Source organism: Chryseobacterium sp. HMWF035 (assembly GCF_003094695.1).
Lineage (GTDB): Bacteria > Bacteroidota > Bacteroidia > Flavobacteriales > Weeksellaceae > Chryseobacterium > Chryseobacterium gambrini.
This window is the reverse complement of sequence record NZ_QEHP01000007.1, coordinates 15,673-31,110: the sequence shown is the minus strand read 5'-3', so window position 1 is coordinate 31,110 and position 15,438 is coordinate 15,673. Positions and strand designations below refer to the sequence as shown.

Genomic DNA, 15,438 nt, shown 5'->3' with positions numbered 1-15,438 from the left:
AAAAAGTTTTATGAAACACGTTTCATAAAACTTCCTCCAAACAGCCTAACAATGAGTTTTTGATAGGATTCTACCAACTATTTTTCAGTATTATGCCGCATAATATCTGGCAATAGTTTGAGGAGATGAATTATAATTTAAAATAAAGTAATCTTCAAAATTATTGATTTCATCTCTTTTTTGGAACTGCAAAATACCATCTATAATTTCATACCGATCAATACTATCAAAATAGTCAACATAGAAAATAGCGTTTTCTAAAAAATAAGACAAATCATCCATGAAATCTACATAGTTGTAACTATCGGGACCATGTTTGCTTAAACCTTCTATCTGTATGTATATTCCCGATATTTTAAAATCAATTATTTTTTGTTCATAATATAGTGCACGTCTTTCGACAAAGCCATTGTCAGAAATTTTTACATATGTCTGGTTAAAAATTCCCCATTCCCCAATATAAGTCTGTTCATTAGAATATTTTTCTAAAAATTCCTGCTCTTTTTCTTTTTTTACCTTCAAAATAGCGCCACCTATAATTACTCTTGGTTTTAGCTGTGTTACTCCATGCAATTCTCCCATGTCTGTTACATTTGTGTTTCAATAAATTTATTAAGTGATTGTGGACTGTTTTCACTTTTCATGTAAAAATGATTATTTAATTTTCCACAAGATAATTATCAAATGCAATATTGGCATCATTATCCTTCCAAATAATTTTGAATCCTGCCGGAAGTGCCATAAACTTCACAATTTCAGGTCTTGACATCATGAACTGTCCAAGTGCCATTTCTTCAAATTCGTTTGCTTCTTCATCAAAATCATCCGTTATCACCATCCATCCGGAATCCGGATATTCCCTTTTCCAGCGAAATAAATGGATGGGCAATCCTGTTTTGGTTAAAGGATCTGCTAAAACGATCTGATTAATATCCGGGAAATCCGGTTCTGCTTTTAGCTGGTCGCATACTAAAAGCTGTTGATTAAGTACGAAAAGAGTACGAATCAGTCCCGGCTCGAATCCAAGTTTTTCAGGAATAAGTTCAAAAATCTCAAAAAAGCCTGAAGAAACTTCCTGAAACATAATATTCCAGGTGAAACAGGTGACTTTATCTCCACTTTTAATATCGGGTTTTTCATCCTGGATGAATTCCACAAGATATTGAAGGATATGCCCCAGATTTTCTAAGGAAAGATCCTGTTTTACGATCTTGATCTCTTTATGTAAGTATGGTTTTAGTCCTTTGGAATAATGATATTCTCTGTCGGAATAAAATTCTACATCTCTTATTTTAAATGCTTTTTTTCTGCTGAAAAGTCCCATAGATATTGATGGTTATTATGTTTTGTCCAATTTAATTACTCGTAAATTCTGCCCATTTCTAATAAGTCGCCCAAAGTTCGCCAACTTACTTTAAATTCCTGATCACCATTTTTGTTGCCGTCCATAAAACATCTCATTCCACAGTCTAAAATAGAACTTGGATCAAAATTGTACCATCTGTTTCCTGTTTCAGAATCAATTCCATAATATTTCCATTCATCATCCAATTGTTTACCTTTCATTTTGTGCAATTCAGCAATCTGAAACTTCAGAACGGCAATTGTATAATAGAACTCACCGATATCTGCAACTCCGGTTTTATCTGTTGAAGAGTTCGTTTTTGAATTCATAAATGTATTTTCATCAGGTTCGTCTTTGATTTTTAACCATTCAACATTAAATTTTTTTGGTTTGGAAGTGCATGCGTCCTGTAAAAGTTTTAATAATAATTCGGCGGTTAAAATTTGTTCTCTTTCATCTTCAACCAGCTTGAGTAAAGCCAAGAGATAAGTTTCCAAATCCCTATTTTTTAGGCTTACAAGATTAATATTTTTGTCAAATTCTTGATATGTCACATTTTAATCAAAAGTATTAGTAATATTATGCACGTCATTTCAGGAGGTTAATCCATAAAAATATCTAAATAATCCTGTAGAATAGCATCATTGCCTCTTATCTCAATTGTGAGTTCTTTAATTTTTTGGATCAGTTCAGATTCGTTTGTGTTTTCATCAATATCTACCAGTCGCAATGCAATTTGCGATTCGTCATCTTTCAGATTGATTTTTATTGATCTTCCGTCAAGAATAGTTATTCTTGTGGGTACAGATGGTTTTCTGTAACACTCTTTTATAAGATTTACGATTTCAAAAAGCTTTTCAGTTTCCTCAATTTTTCCACTCCAAACTCTGCCATCTTCTTGGAAATATTGCGATTTGGATAAAATAACTAAAAGGATATAAAAATCTTCGTTTTTTTTGATTTCAATATCAAGTTGTCCTGCGAGAGTATGTATTTCAATCTTGATCATTTGTTTTTATAAGCTTCAATTTTTTCGGATAATCTTTTGGCTAAATAATCATTACCATCTTTTAAATGTTCGTAAATAATTTTTGCTTCCTCAAGATATTTTTCTTTCTTCGCTTCTTTCCAAAAATAGGGTGGAGCATATAAATTACAGATTCTGTCAGCCATTTTAACCGCCCAGACTTCTTTCGGCTGTTGCTTTATTCGGTGTAAGCTATCCTTCATTTGGTGTTCCTTTTCAAGGTCTGTATTTTTTGTGAGGGCAAGAACACCTTCTTTCACGTCTTTACCATATTCTTTTTCGAGATCTTCGATTGGGTAATCTGTATCTTCTATAGTATCGTGCAAAAACGCACATTTGATGGCGAGATTAAAATTAAAATCAGGAGTATTTTTAGAAGCATTGATGATTTCAAATACCACGCTTCCGATGTGGTTGATGTATTCTATTTTTTGGTTTTTGTTTTGTCCGCCGTACGTTTGTCCGTTGTGCAGAATGCTTACTTTCTGCCATATGTCCTGTAAATCGTCTATTGTAAAATTGTTGTTCATTTTTTGTGATTTAAGTTTGAAATAATAAATATTCTTTTTTTGCTTAATGTTTTCTGTCAATTATCACTTACTTCCCAATCCACATAAACGTTGCTAAAATCTAAATTACTTAAATCTTCTTTTGAAATAAACAGATGTAAGTAAACGTATTGTTCTCCGTTATAGACAGCCTCATCACTTCCGTCAATTTGTAAAAGCAAAATATAATCTTTTATACGATTTTCAATTTTTCTAAAATCTCCGTGTATAAAATATCCATATCCGCCGAGTTTACTGCCCATACTTTCTCCGGTGAAAAACTCACTGAATTCATCATAAGAATCCTCATCTTCATCTAGTAATTCCCACATATATTCTTCAATAGACAGATCATCAAACTCTTCGCATTGAAATTTATACTGGCTGTCCGTAGCACTTGCCCACGAAAAGTTTTTCCCAAAATTTAATGTATAAATACTTTTAAATGGATTATTTGAATAAAACTCATCTTTTAAGAAAGAAAAATCTTCAATGCAGGGTAATTCAAGTTGTTCTTCTGTAATATATTGTACAAAGCAGTCTTCCTTTCCAAAATTGAAGTGCTGATTAAGAAAAATCTGCAAAATTCCTTTTTCCGGAAAAAGATCAGATTTTGGTATTTCAGCAAAATTAATCTGAACTGTAGGGATTAAGACGTTCCCGTTTTTATCTTTAGGATATTCCATTGTTAAAGGAATAAAAGGGTAACCCAGATATTTGCTGGTTTTAAAATCTAAAGGATCTGGACTTAAAAGATTGAGCTCATTCTCACTAATGATAATTGAATCTCTTCTATGACTTTCTAATTCGGATTTATATTTTTCTAAAATTTTGGGGATCATTTTTTATTTACAGATTATGATAATTAATAGATTTTGTGGTGATAAGACTCAATTTTTCAAATTAAATTTTATTCTATCACCAATTTCACATAAGTAATTCCATCTTCTCCGATATATTCGGAATTATAAACTCTCTTTCCGATAATTGATTGAATGGCGTTCTGAACGTCTGCTAATGCTCCTGCTAATTCAAGACTGATGTTTTTTGAGCTGTAAAAAGCATCTTCATCAATAAAATCAGAAACGTGCAGGTAGAATTTATCCAATACATCTTCAAGCGGGTATTGAGAATCTTCCTCTTCTTCCAGATCAAAATTTACTGCAAAAACATAGATGTTCTCTTCTGTATTTTTATAGATTTTATCTGCAATAAGTTCATATTTAGAATTACTGTGCTTCTCCAGATCAATTAGTTGTATGTTTTTCATTTTAATAAGGTTTTTATTTAAGCAACTGCCTCAATAATTTTTCCGAAGAACTTTTCTCTGGCTTCATCGAGATTCATATTTTGATTTTTAATGCTCCACGCAGTTTCAAACAAATCGAATACGTGAGACATTGCGAGAGATCGGGCAGGATCTCCGGGAAAACAGAAAAAATGAGCTTCTTCAGAAAAACTCCTGCCTTTCCCATTTTCCTCTAAAGTTACCCAGACAGAAGATTTTGCATCTGCTCCGGAACCTCCAAATTCTTTTTCCAGGTTCCAGTGTATATTGTCGGTTGCTCCAACCAAAATCATGTGATGATCTACCTCAATCCAGTTGATGATAAGATGGGTAAGCTTTTCTTCCATTTCGTATAGTATTTTAGTCTGGTTACTGAGTTTTCCAGTTAAATTTTGTCATTTTATTCGTGAAATTCTCGTCGACAATTTCAATGCTCAGTTCACCGTTTTCTTTTGTGAGAATAATCATGCAGCCTTTTTCCAACATTCCGTTTTCATTGAATTCCAGCTCTCTTACTTTTATAGATTGTGTAATGCCGTTAACATCCGTTTCTTCTCTAAACGGTTCTCCGGTATGTCCGTAAAAGTGATATTGAAAAATTACATTGTCCAATACTTCTCTTATCTCAGTCATTCCGTAACCGCTTTGGCTGTCGTCTTTATCGTGAGTAATAAGGACATCAAAAGTATTGTTTGTTTTCAGCAGTTTTTTAATTTCAAATCTTTCGTAATCCTGAATAAAACGCTTTTCGGATCTGCCTTTCCGGTCTCCGATTCTGCCGATTCCTACAAAATGTAAAACCTCATCTTCCGTTTCCAATGTTTGTTCTAAACCCGATTTGCAGACGAAAACTCTTTCATAGATATCAATAGGAAAAATGCTTTCATCCGGATTTTCTTTTTCCAGACGGTCTAAAAAATCGTGGTCTTCATGATTTCCGCGGACGCAGATCATATTAATATTCAGCTCATTCAAAAATGATTGAATCTCGGGATTTTCTTTCGTGAAATCATCATGAAAACCGAGCTCGTCTCTGTCGTATTGTGCGTGTTTTATCGTTGCTTTATCAAGATTTTCAATAATAGGGTAGGCTCCTATGTCTCCGCACTGTAAGATGAAATCAATTTTGCTGCCTGTTTCTTTCTGATAAAGATCAACAAGTTTGAAAGGTAGCAGGATTTTACCGTGAATGTCTGAAAAGAGCGCAATTTTCATATTTGAGTTTGGTTATTTTATTTTCGGGTATCAGTTTTAGCCTTTCAGAAAGCTAATCTGAAAAACAAATATATCGAAAACAATTAAAGGAAAAACGTTAAGTATACAGAAATAAAAATCCCGGATCTGAAGTCCGGGATTCTGTATTGTTTACTCTGGAACTTTCACAGAACTAAGAGCTGATGAAAATACTCTTTGTAGAACTTTTATAATTATTTTGCTACCGTTGCTTTTGCAGCTTCATACATCACTCTTATATCTTCATCGGTATACTTTGTAAATTTATCGGGTGATATATCATAAGTAATACCATCCGAGATCATAATGGCATTATCACCGGCTTTTACTCCATAAGTAAATGATAGACCGCTTGCTGTACTTCTGTTCAGGAAACCGTTTTTATCTTCTGCTTCAAATTTTACAAAGCCAGGATTCATTTCTTTATCGCTTGCTAATGTTTTAATATCTGCCACTTTCTCGGCAATATTGCTGTATTTTTCATCTTCATTAAATGGGTTTGAAAAATCTTGTTTAGAAAAAGTCATTTTGAAAAATTTCCCTCCATAAACGGCAATATCTTTTCCATCCTGAATTATTATGGCTCCTTTTGGCGCTTTTGTGATCACATTATATCCTTTGCTGCTTAAATCAAGGTCTACAAGATCTGATGTTTTAAAATGATTTTCATTGATGCTTTTTTTAGAAGTTTGTGCCTGAAACATCGTAAACGAAAATCCGAAAATCAGTAAAAGTAAATTAAATTTTTTCATTGTATAAGTTTTGTAGAATTTCAACAACAATTTGTTAAAAATTTTAATATTTAAATTTTAAAGAGGTTCATGGAAATGATAAATCCTACAACTCCTGCAACCAGCCAGACTATTTTGTGACTTTTCGGAGCTTCATTTATCCATGCTTTTGGATCTTTAGTCTTATTCCTGCTTTCGGCTGTTGTAATGTCCCCACCGGGGAAAAATAACATGGCAATTCCAATTAAAACAAAAACCGGTGCTGCTATTACAAACTTAAAAACAGATCCTGTGGTTTGCATCATTTCATATCCCATGTAAGTAACATAACCTCCGCCCAGAATAGCAAGAATTCCAAATAATCTTCCTAATTTCATACTCTATTTTTTTAATAATATTTGTTTTATTGTCTGTAATGAGGCTTTACTACAATGCTTGTAATTTTCCCATTTTCCCAGGTTGTATACACTTTTGCTATGTTTTTAATAATATCGGTTACTTTAAAGATATACAGCTTTCCATCCGGTGAAAAGTAATTTACTTCAGCTTTCATGCTCAAACGGTTAACAGGCAAATCTCCCTCGTCTTTCGTGATCGAAAGAACGTCTTTACCATCTTTTACATATGGAGCAAAAGCATTTAAAAGGTTTATTTCTTTAGCGAAAGAGTCTACTATTTTCTGAGCTTCGGGAGAAATTGCAGTAGTAGATTTTGTAATTTTTGGATTCGTCAAAACAAATTGTGTTTCGGAAGGATCTGTGATCACTAATTTATCAATCGAGCTGTTGTCATCAACAAGGAAATAATCATCGGTAAATCCTTTGTCGATATCATGTTTGTAATCTGACAAAGATAAATCGTCATCATATTTTACCTCCGAATCTTTACTGAAAGCTTTTATGAAGATCATTTCATTTTTAGGATTTTTCACTTCTGCATAGACGTATTTTTTTCCATTGGGAGCAATCAAAAGGGTAGAATCTTTGTCGTTTCTGAGAATTTTGCTTTCTTCTACTTTTAAAACGGTAATGGGATTTTCATACACTTTGAATTCTTTTCCCATTTCTATGTTTTGAGGTTTTTCTCCACAAGAGATAAGCGTTAAGGAAACAGCAAAAAAAGATGCTGCTAAAATTGATTTATTTTTCATGTTATTAATTTTAAGAATATTTGTTTATGATATTTTAAAAGGCTTCTCCTTCTTCTTTCTTTGATCCGTTGTATTCAATTAAAGTAGCGACCGCTTTTTTTAGTCTTTCTACCAAGGTCTGATCCGGAGTGAAATTGAACGGAGCTGAATAATCATTATAGTTAGGACCACTCATGGAGAATGTCTGATAACTACTTGCTTTAGTCTCATTATCGCAAATTGTTGACATGCAGCCTTTTCCTGTTACATAAAAATCGTCTGAATATTCAGAATTCATTCCTGTGATTTTATTAAGGTCGATTGTTGTTGTGCAGAAGTTTGTTTCTCTTTCATATGGCTTTTTATAGACAAATTTTCCGTCGGAATAAGAAACAAATGTTCTGTATGGTCCTAGGTTTTCCTTCATCTTTCCGGCTATCCAATCCATTGTTTCCTGCTTGCTTGGTTTTGAAGATTTGCTTTCTGTGGCAGGTTTTGTAGCTTTTGCAGGTGCTTTTTTCTGAGCATTTACATTCATGCTTGCAACTGTTAGTAATAATACAACTGCAAACTTTAATTGTTTGGTCATTATGTTTTATTTAAATGTTGATTTTTTTAAGGATTTAAAATTCTGGCTTTGTGTTTTTTAATCTTTTAACGGATTTTTTAAAAAAGATTATGACTGTAAGCGGTAGATTTTAAATGGAATTTTTCTTGTGTCTTTAAGTGTTAAAATATAGAATAACACTTTTACAAATAAAAAGTAATTTTTGTGGTATAATTTAAATATTTCAACGGTTTTTAGTTTTTAATTTTGGCAAATATAGAATTTACTTTACAAATCCACAAATTTAATGAATGAAGGAAAATTAAATTAATGCTTCACAATTTAATTTTATAATTTTTAAAGATAGCTTCCTCATTCATTTTCAGTTCGATAAGTTTCTGGATGTGGTAGGCTTCTTTTTCCTTGCCTAATTTTATGGTTCCATTAACTAAACCGTTATTTTTATTTTTATAGTTTGATAATGTGGTATCTGTATCTGCAAATCATCTATTTTTGTTGATTATAATATCATTAATTCTTTTTCAGCATTTTGAAGTTCAATTTGTAAAGTTGAATGTTTCAGATTCTCAATCCAACGCTTCGATCCACTTGCCCAGTTTTTCAGCAATAGAATCATCGGTTATATTTGCGATTTTCCATTGGTCGCCATCAAATTTTGAAATGACAATGAAATTTTCTTCATCAAATTTAAAAGTGTAATAAATAAATCCGTCCGATTTATCTACGTTTCCTGTAATTTCAACTTTGTATGCTCTGTTGTTGAAAATTAAATCAATTATTTTATCTGGTTTCTGCATCTTGCTTTTGTTCTAAATGGTGGCTGACTGATCTTTATTATTCCTCAAAATTCTTTAGAAAAACCATCCTCAATTATTGAAATCGCCAAATCTTCTTTATTTAAAATCGTTGAATACCAAAATCCTTTTCCCCAGATTTTGTTTCCGGAAAATTCTTCGGTATATTTTGAACGTAATAAGGCAGAAGAGGTTTTGCTTTTCAGTCTTGAAATTTTCTGATTCAGTACTTTTATATTCGAAAGCACGACTATTTCAACTTTTGATTCGTTAATATGAAGCGCTTTAATTTCAAGTCCGTCAATTATCCTGTCGCTGTTCTCCCTGCAAAGTTCATGAATATCAATTCTCAATTGGTTTATAGATTTTTCCTGTAAAAGAATCCTGTTGTTTTGTGGATTTTTATTTACATATTCATCGGATAACTCATGGGACAAAGTGTAGCTTATATTTTGCAGGCGTAATTTCGAGTAAGTATCAGTAAGTTTTTTCCAATAGCCGTTTCTGTCCCAAACAGGATATTCATTATAAGTTGTCCAGATAATGTGGAAAAGTTGATTATCGTTCGTCATCAATACAGTTTAATCATTATTTTAAATTAATTTACTGTTTTAATGAATAAAATTTTGTTTTTCAGATACCAACATTTTCCGTTTTCCGTGTCAAAAATAAAATCAGGATGAGCCGCTTTCATACCGTCGGATTGTTTAAGTTCATTTATAATCTTTTCGTCCAGCCAGTCAAATTCGAAATCCTGTTTCTGGTAATCAGGATGTGCAAAGTCAGCGTTTTTATCCAGATCCCATATTTTTTTCATTGTCTGTTCATCAAAACATATAACAGCTTCCAAAAAAGAATCGGATGGACCGGGAATTCTTCCTTCGGAATTATCAATAAAAATATATTTAAACTTCACTTTCTCTGGTCTGAATTTAGATAAATTAATTAATTTCTGAAGAGAATTGATGTCCGTTGAAACTTCAGTATTTGTATTGCTTTTCACTACGGTTCCCATATTTTTATTTTCTTTTTTACACGAATAAAGAAAGAAGGAAATTAAAATAAAAATGAATTTCAGCTTCATGAATTTTAGCTTTTATTAGTACATATTATTTTTGTTCCTTAGTGAGGACAAAATTTTTATAAACTTATATATTTTTACTCTTCAGAATATCATTGATGATTTCCAGATGATGGTTCGTGTGTATTTCCAGAAATTTAATTGCCTTTTTCAGTTTTAAATCTCCGAAAAAAGGATGGTTGAAATATTTATTGGAATCAAGATTTTCCAGTTGCCTGATTTTCGTTTTGGTGAATTGTAAATGCTGCTCTAAAGTCTGCTCATCATAATGTCCCGGAGTGACTATTTTTGGCGATTTTGCACGGCCTCGCGGAATTTTATTCAACGCAAAAACAATTGTTTTCGAAAGTTTGAAGCTCCATTTATAATTTTTGGGATCAGATTTTTCTATATTTTCGATGATGGCATTAATTGTCAGCAAAATATGTTCGATTTGCCATCCTACATTGGATTTCGAAATTTCAGGATTGGAAATAGTATGCTTTGAGATTTTTTCTTCGAGATCATTTAAATATTTCGGCAGTTTATTCATCATTCAACCTTTTATTTTTTAGTTATAAATTCTGATAACTTCGCCGTTTCCTTTTCCGTTCACGCTTCTTACATAACCGTTGATTACTTTTTTCATGGGAATAGGGTTGTGTCCTGGAAAATAATCTCTGTATTTTTCGTAAGCGTCTTCCTCCATTCCGGAAGATACCACGTTCAGTCTGATTCCGTTTTCCAGTTCCAGAGCAGCCGCCTGTACAAAGCTGTGAATTCCGCCGTTCACCATTGCAGCACTTGCGGTCTGTACAACAGGGTCGTCCGCTAAAATTCCTGTAGATAAAGTAATAGAACCATTGGAATTCAAATAATCTTTTCCGATACGGACGAGATTAACCTGCCCCATCAGTTTGCTTTTCAGTCCGATGTAATAATCTTCTTCGGTAAGGTCTTTGAAATCTGCCCATTTTGCTTCACCGGCAATACAGATGATGGCATCCAGTTTTCCGATTTTTTCGAACATTTCTTTAATGGAATGGCTGTCTGCAATATCCACCGTTACATCTCCGGAGTTTCTTCCGGCAATTACAACTTCGTTGTTCTCTTTAAAATGTGCTGCTACTGTTTTTCCGATGGTTCCGTTACCGCCAATGATGAGTATTTTCATTCTGTGATGTTTATTATTGATGATTTTCAGATGTAATCAAAGGTACGGAAAGTATTTTACCAAAAAGAGTGCAAAATTTGAGTTTTTTATAATTGAATTTCATCATTAAATGTTGCGAATAACAAATACATCGTACTGTATTTATAACTCATCGACGGTAATAATCAGTTTATTTTTCTTTTGCTGAATATTTACCATTTTTCCTTTTCCGAAACCCAGCTCATCAAGCCATTTTCCTCTGAGCCGGATTTCCGGAACGATGATCAGTCGGTTGCTGCTTTTCTGAAATCTTGAATAAATTTTTAGTTTTCTTGAATTCATCATTTTTATTTCAAAGATATAAAAACATTTTTAAAAGACACTAATATGATCCATCTTTTTAATGGTAACATAAATGATGGTTATTTATAAGATTTGTAAAAATTATCAATTATACAATTTACAAATATGGCAAATGAGTTTTCTAAAGAGGTTGTGTTAAAAAATCTAGGTAAAAGAATTAAAGAGATAAGAATAGCTAAGGGATACACAAGCTATGAGTATTTTGCTTACGAACATAATATTTCACGCGCTCAGTTTGGAAGATATGAAAGAGGAGAAGATTTAAGATTTAGCACACTGGCAAAAATAGTTCATGCTTTTAATATGAGTTTAGAAGAATTTTTTGCTGAAGGATTTGATGATAAATTTTAAAAAGTCTAAAATTTATCCAGATGGGGATGAGTTGGCTGTATTTTTCTAAAATCTCAAATGTGTGTAAACTTTTTACAAATGGACTTTTTACAAGATGAAATACTAAAAAAATTTGGAGAACACGTTAAAGGTTTAAGACTTAAATCTGGACTTACGCAAGATGATGTTGTTCTTAACAGCTCCAAAATTACTAAAGCCACAATAAGCGATATAGAAAATGGAAAAAGAAATTTTGCATTTACTACATTAATTGATCTTGCTAAAGGTCTGAATGTGCCACCTAAAGATTTGTTGAATATTAATTTTGATTAAAAAAGTTAGAAATTTTCTGAATAACTACGTCAACATTTACAATGGATAGAATTGAATTTCGAATAGCTTTTGGGAAAAGAATTGAAAAATTTAGAAAGGAGTTGGGATTAAGCTATCGGGAATTAGCTCAAAAATGTGATGTCGACCATAGTAATATCAGCAAAATTGAAAAAGGAGAATTTGATGTTAGAATTTCTACATACAGGAATTAGCGAAAGGTTTAGAAGTACATCCGAAAGAATTGTTTGATTTTGAAGTGGGGTAGGGGTTTTTAGCTAATAGAATAACGTTTTTACACGATGTCGCGGATTTGTAATCCGTGATTTTAATTTTTATATTCTGAAAGTTTTTGCGTAAGATGTTCTTGGTAGGTAAATGTCACGGATTGCAAATCCGCGACATCTGGGATTCCTGCTGTTGAACCTTGCACAAATGTTTCATAGAAGCACTTTAGCCGCCATATTGCCAATCCGATGTTGGCAGCAGTATTATCCGCCAGATTGTTGTCGCTCTATTGCATAAATAGTTATTAAATTATATGCTGAGTTTAACACTACGCCAATACAAAGTCCAATTCCACCTCCGATTAAACTAATCATATCAATGTCTTTGGTGAAGTCCTCCGGTATAATTTTTGAAAACATTAAATACCCTAAATATGCTAGCAAGAGTATTCCTACAATCCCTCCAAAAATTGATTGCGTCTTTCCTTTTAAAAGTTTTATTGAACTAAATATTCCAATAAATATTGCAATTGTCATAAAAGCTATGAACGTGCTTAAATAAGAGTCTTTTGGTTTGGGAATAATAAAATAAACATTTTCAAGGGGTTCTGGTGAAGACAATTGATAGTTGTGATTTCCAATGAGACTAAATTTGGGATTCGAATTTATTAAAGTTGTATTTGATACTTGAATTTGATTTAGCGAAAGAATTTTTATTGTCCTTGATGAACTGGTTAAGTATTTATCATCAAAATCTAAAGTAGTAATTAGACCATTTTCGTCACTAGGAGTTGCCTTTATAGGCAATTCTACGTTTGTAAATTCAAAATCTAAATTAACAGGTTTCTTAAAAGCATTAATACTTAATGCTCCTTTACCTACTGAATTAAATCCATATGATACTACTAAGTTTGCATCATTTGATAATAAACTGTATTCAAGTTTTGAATTTTGAGAAAAAGGAAGACCTATCAAAAATATATCTGTACTGTCATTTTTTGAAATGTTGTAGTGGTAGAGAAAATTACAATAGATTTTCTCATTAGAAACCTTTGTTACCTTAATAATTAACGTGAACTCGACGATAAATCTTTAAATTTCAATAAATTATGGTGTTTTTTTTAATTTATCCAATTAGGGAAGTTTACCGAAGGTTTTTCGGGATAAAAACAATAAGCACAAACGCAGGAAAGCATATGTGTCAAAGCGTTATCTGGATTTCTGTGTCGGGAATGTTCCAAATCAAAAACTGAGGTAAAAATATCGTTCACACTTTCTATTATTGGACGTTTCAGCAGCATATAACGTTCTTGAAGCGTCATCAATTTTGCCTTGGTTTTACCTTTGGTTTTGGTAATGATCTTTAGCCCATTTTCGTAAAAATCCTTCCAAAGTGTTGTAGCATACCCTTTATCTCCAAAACATAAACCTGTGATTTTCTTTAAAATACGTTTTAATAATCCATGATTATTGTCCGCCACATTGCCTGGAGTAAGGTCAAAATCTAGAAGTTCTCCCTTTTCGTTAATCACCAAATGGATTTTAAATCCGAAGAACCAACCCGTGGAAGATTTCCCTCTTGAGGCCCTCCCTGAAAAGACTTTATGCTGGTGGATACGACGATTGTGGCAAACAACAAGTTTCTTAGAATCTATGAAACTAATGCCTGTATTCTGACTTTCTGAGCAAAGAGACTTGGCAAAAATGAACATGGGAAGTGAAACAGAAGACAAGATTTCTACAAAACGATTGTAGCTCAGTATTTTGGGAAAATAACTGCGTAATTTATTCATTACAAGCTGTTTGTAAAAATATTCAAAACACTTAAACCCCGAATAATGATAGAAAATAAGCAAAGTCATCATCTCACTTTCTGTCATTTCGCAGTTGGGTTTTTGGTAGACATATTCAGCTTTTTTATCTTCAAGCATTTTGGAAACGAATTCCTTTTCGATGGTTTTGCAAATATCATCTGCTTTTATAAAAATTTCTATCAACAGCTTTTCATCAAAAAGCATATCTTTGTTTTTCATGAGGTGTTTTGTTTTTCAACCTCTAAAGTAAATCTTTTAGAGTACTAATACCTCATGTATTTTGTCGAGTTCACGTTAAAAATAACACGTAGCGCATTGATCGGAATATCAGCGGCCTCTTGGTCTTCAAAAATAAAATCATCAACGAAATGGTTCCCCATGCGTATTCTATCAGGAATTCTTTCACTTTTATCTTCAAACTTCTTTCTGACAAACCTAAAATCTCTTTCCGGAATAGCCATAATTTATATTTTAGCGTGCTTTAATTTTGACCTTCTTAACAGAGCTATATTAGGCTTGACAGCCCCCTACAGCAATTTAATTTTCTCAGACTTTAATGTTTTTGAGCCATCAGTAAGATTATAGTATAGATAATCTCCTGTTTCATCTGTTCTGAAAACTCTTTTTTCTACTTTCCCGAAATTGGGGATTTTAATTTTTTGAATTCCTTGATATTCGGCAAGAATACCATTCATACTTACTTTCTGTCTAGGCTTTACATCTGATAGTTTCATTTTTGTAGTTTTAAAATTTTAAATAGATAAACATCAATGTTTATTTTCTCTTAAGGATCACTTTGGAGGTTTAATAGTAGGGATTGACTCTAAAGACAACTGTCCGTTATCAATCCTATTTTTCATATAGGGTAACAGATTTTTCAATGAGGATTTCCAGTTGGTTATCGGTTTTCCTAAGTTATTGCACCAATCATTATTGGCCCACAAAGCGTATCTTTCCTTAATAGCAGGGTCCATTGATATCTCATAACCAATCAGCGTATAGGCATACTCCATAAATTCCTCCAAAGAAGGATTTTTTCGCATTTTAAAAGGCTCGGACGCACTATTATAAGATACTTTCTCTTTCTGCTCGATAGTTTCGGGAGTACTTAGGGCAGGTAAACCAACCAATGGTAAATTTTCTTTTTTTTCTACGATTAATATCAAGGGGTTATGTTTGATTATTACCTTTTGGCTTTTTTCTTGGCTAAGGATTGGTAAAGGATAATCTGGTACTATTCTGTAAGAACAAGAATACCCATTTTTGCTTTCGTACCGAACCAGTCCTGAGTTCCGCAGCGATTCTCTGGCAGATTTTACCGTTTTTCTCGTTATTCCGAGTGTACTACCAATCGCTACATCGGAAACAGTAACATTATATCCGTTATTATCGTTCGCTAATTTCAGCAAATACAGGTATATTGCAACAGCAGTGGTACTCAGTTGCGCTTTTTGGTTGAAGTCCCAAAACTTTTGTATGAGTTCCTGATAATACATCG

27 protein-coding genes are annotated in these 15,438 nt (G+C 32.6%); 3 read left to right on the top strand and 24 right to left on the bottom strand.

What is annotated here, in order from left to right:
• Positions 1-90: 90 nt before the first annotated feature.
• The 19 genes from DD829_RS01175 to DD829_RS01085 all read right to left on the bottom strand — a co-directional run bounded on the left by DD829_RS01175 (position 91) and on the right by DD829_RS01085 (position 11,221).
• Positions 91-582: a hypothetical protein gene (locus DD829_RS01175; protein ID WP_108411255.1), complete on the bottom strand. Its 492-nt coding sequence runs from the start codon at positions 580-582 to the stop codon at positions 91-93.
• Between the two features lie 76 nt (positions 583-658).
• The gene (locus DD829_RS01170) at positions 659-1,324 is read right to left on the bottom strand and encodes a hypothetical protein (protein ID WP_108411256.1); all 666 of its coding nucleotides are present in this window, start codon (positions 1,322-1,324) and stop codon (positions 659-661) included.
• Between the two features lie 35 nt (positions 1,325-1,359).
• A complete protein-coding gene (locus DD829_RS01165; RefSeq protein WP_123906775.1) occupies positions 1,360-1,842 on the bottom strand; it encodes a hypothetical protein in 483 nt (160 codons plus the stop codon).
• 104 nt (positions 1,843-1,946) lie between these two features.
• Entirely contained in the window at positions 1,947-2,354 is a 408-nt protein-coding gene (locus DD829_RS01160) for a hypothetical protein (RefSeq protein ID WP_108411258.1), read from the bottom strand.
• Positions 2,351-2,902 (bottom strand): bifunctional (p)ppGpp synthetase/guanosine-3',5'-bis(diphosphate) 3'-pyrophosphohydrolase, encoded by a 552-nt coding sequence (locus DD829_RS01155; protein ID WP_108411260.1) that lies wholly within the window; start codon positions 2,900-2,902, stop codon positions 2,351-2,353. The genes DD829_RS01160 and DD829_RS01155 overlap by 4 nt, the downstream gene beginning before the upstream one ends.
• A 56-nt stretch (positions 2,903-2,958) precedes the next feature.
• Positions 2,959-3,762, bottom strand: a complete 804-nt coding sequence (locus DD829_RS01150; RefSeq protein ID WP_108411259.1) for a DUF1963 domain-containing protein — start codon at positions 3,760-3,762, stop codon at positions 2,959-2,961.
• 68 nt (positions 3,763-3,830) lie between these two features.
• Complete coding sequence (locus DD829_RS01145) at positions 3,831-4,190, bottom strand: hypothetical protein (RefSeq protein ID WP_116547451.1); 360 nt, start codon at positions 4,188-4,190, stop codon at positions 3,831-3,833.
• A 17-nt stretch (positions 4,191-4,207) separates the two neighbouring features.
• Positions 4,208-4,555 carry a hypothetical protein gene (locus DD829_RS01140; protein ID WP_108411539.1) on the bottom strand — a complete coding sequence of 116 codons (348 nt, stop codon included), beginning with the start codon at positions 4,553-4,555 and terminating at the stop codon, positions 4,208-4,210.
• Positions 4,556-4,577: 22 nt separating this feature from the next.
• Positions 4,578-5,423 (bottom strand): metallophosphoesterase, encoded by an 846-nt coding sequence (locus DD829_RS01135; protein WP_108411540.1) that lies wholly within the window; start codon positions 5,421-5,423, stop codon positions 4,578-4,580.
• Positions 5,424-5,635: 212 nt separating this feature from the next.
• Positions 5,636-6,193, bottom strand: coding sequence for a hypothetical protein (locus DD829_RS01130; RefSeq protein WP_108411541.1), 558 nt, complete (start codon positions 6,191-6,193; stop codon positions 5,636-5,638).
• 50 nt (positions 6,194-6,243) lie between these two features.
• The gene (locus tag DD829_RS01125) at positions 6,244-6,549 is read right to left on the bottom strand and encodes a hypothetical protein (RefSeq protein WP_076390755.1); all 306 of its coding nucleotides are present in this window, start codon (positions 6,547-6,549) and stop codon (positions 6,244-6,246) included.
• 26 nt (positions 6,550-6,575) lie between these two features.
• A complete protein-coding gene (locus tag DD829_RS01120) occupies positions 6,576-7,322 on the bottom strand; it encodes a hypothetical protein (RefSeq protein ID WP_108409198.1) in 747 nt (248 codons plus the stop codon).
• 34 nt (positions 7,323-7,356) lie between these two features.
• The gene (locus DD829_RS01115) at positions 7,357-7,890 is read right to left on the bottom strand and encodes a hypothetical protein (protein ID WP_123906774.1); all 534 of its coding nucleotides are present in this window, start codon (positions 7,888-7,890) and stop codon (positions 7,357-7,359) included.
• Between the two features lie 545 nt (positions 7,891-8,435).
• Complete coding sequence (locus tag DD829_RS01110) at positions 8,436-8,666, bottom strand: hypothetical protein (RefSeq protein WP_076390758.1); 231 nt, start codon at positions 8,664-8,666, stop codon at positions 8,436-8,438.
• 44 nt (positions 8,667-8,710) lie between these two features.
• Complete coding sequence (locus DD829_RS01105; RefSeq protein ID WP_108411228.1) at positions 8,711-9,235, bottom strand: hypothetical protein; 525 nt, start codon at positions 9,233-9,235, stop codon at positions 8,711-8,713.
• Positions 9,236-9,261: 26 nt separating this feature from the next.
• On the bottom strand, positions 9,262-9,747 hold the full coding sequence (locus DD829_RS01100; protein ID WP_108411227.1) for a hypothetical protein: 486 nt from the start codon (positions 9,745-9,747) through the stop codon (positions 9,262-9,264).
• A gap of 64 nt (positions 9,748-9,811) precedes the next feature.
• The gene (locus DD829_RS01095) at positions 9,812-10,279 is read right to left on the bottom strand and encodes a DinB family protein (protein ID WP_108411226.1); all 468 of its coding nucleotides are present in this window, start codon (positions 10,277-10,279) and stop codon (positions 9,812-9,814) included.
• 15 nt (positions 10,280-10,294) lie between these two features.
• Positions 10,295-10,897, bottom strand: a complete 603-nt coding sequence (locus DD829_RS01090; protein WP_108411225.1) for a short chain dehydrogenase — start codon at positions 10,895-10,897, stop codon at positions 10,295-10,297.
• Positions 10,898-11,038: 141 nt separating this feature from the next.
• Positions 11,039-11,221 carry a SymE family type I addiction module toxin gene (locus DD829_RS01085; protein ID WP_108411224.1) on the bottom strand — a complete coding sequence of 61 codons (183 nt, stop codon included), beginning with the start codon at positions 11,219-11,221 and terminating at the stop codon, positions 11,039-11,041.
• A 123-nt stretch (positions 11,222-11,344) separates the two neighbouring features.
• Between DD829_RS01085 and DD829_RS01080 the strand changes: the two genes are divergently transcribed.
• From DD829_RS01080 to DD829_RS01070, 3 genes are all read left to right on the top strand, one after another.
• On the top strand, positions 11,345-11,590 hold the full coding sequence (locus tag DD829_RS01080) for a helix-turn-helix domain-containing protein (protein WP_108411223.1): 246 nt from the start codon (positions 11,345-11,347) through the stop codon (positions 11,588-11,590).
• A gap of 78 nt (positions 11,591-11,668) precedes the next feature.
• Positions 11,669-11,902: a helix-turn-helix domain-containing protein gene (locus tag DD829_RS01075; protein ID WP_108411222.1), complete on the top strand. Its 234-nt coding sequence runs from the start codon at positions 11,669-11,671 to the stop codon at positions 11,900-11,902.
• Positions 11,903-11,943: 41 nt separating this feature from the next.
• A complete protein-coding gene (locus DD829_RS01070; RefSeq protein ID WP_228408096.1) occupies positions 11,944-12,114 on the top strand; it encodes a helix-turn-helix domain-containing protein in 171 nt (56 codons plus the stop codon).
• Between the two features lie 276 nt (positions 12,115-12,390).
• Here the strand turns inward: DD829_RS01070 and DD829_RS01065 are convergent, their stop codons facing one another.
• The 5 genes from DD829_RS01065 to DD829_RS01045 all read right to left on the bottom strand — a co-directional run bounded on the left by DD829_RS01065 (position 12,391) and on the right by DD829_RS01045 (position 15,436).
• Positions 12,391-13,101 (bottom strand): hypothetical protein, encoded by a 711-nt coding sequence (locus DD829_RS01065; RefSeq protein ID WP_108411221.1) that lies wholly within the window; start codon positions 13,099-13,101, stop codon positions 12,391-12,393.
• A gap of 146 nt (positions 13,102-13,247) precedes the next feature.
• Positions 13,248-14,159 carry an IS982 family transposase gene (locus DD829_RS01060; protein WP_108411648.1) on the bottom strand — a complete coding sequence of 304 codons (912 nt, stop codon included), beginning with the start codon at positions 14,157-14,159 and terminating at the stop codon, positions 13,248-13,250.
• Between the two features lie 44 nt (positions 14,160-14,203).
• Positions 14,204-14,401, bottom strand: coding sequence for a hypothetical protein (locus tag DD829_RS01055; protein WP_185140296.1), 198 nt, complete (start codon positions 14,399-14,401; stop codon positions 14,204-14,206).
• 66 nt (positions 14,402-14,467) lie between these two features.
• Entirely contained in the window at positions 14,468-14,674 is a 207-nt protein-coding gene (locus DD829_RS01050) for a hypothetical protein (RefSeq protein WP_108409131.1), read from the bottom strand.
• Between the two features lie 57 nt (positions 14,675-14,731).
• On the bottom strand, positions 14,732-15,436 hold the full coding sequence (locus tag DD829_RS01045) for a helix-turn-helix domain-containing protein (RefSeq protein ID WP_108409132.1): 705 nt from the start codon (positions 15,434-15,436) through the stop codon (positions 14,732-14,734).
• Between the last annotated feature and the right edge of the window lie 2 nt (positions 15,437-15,438).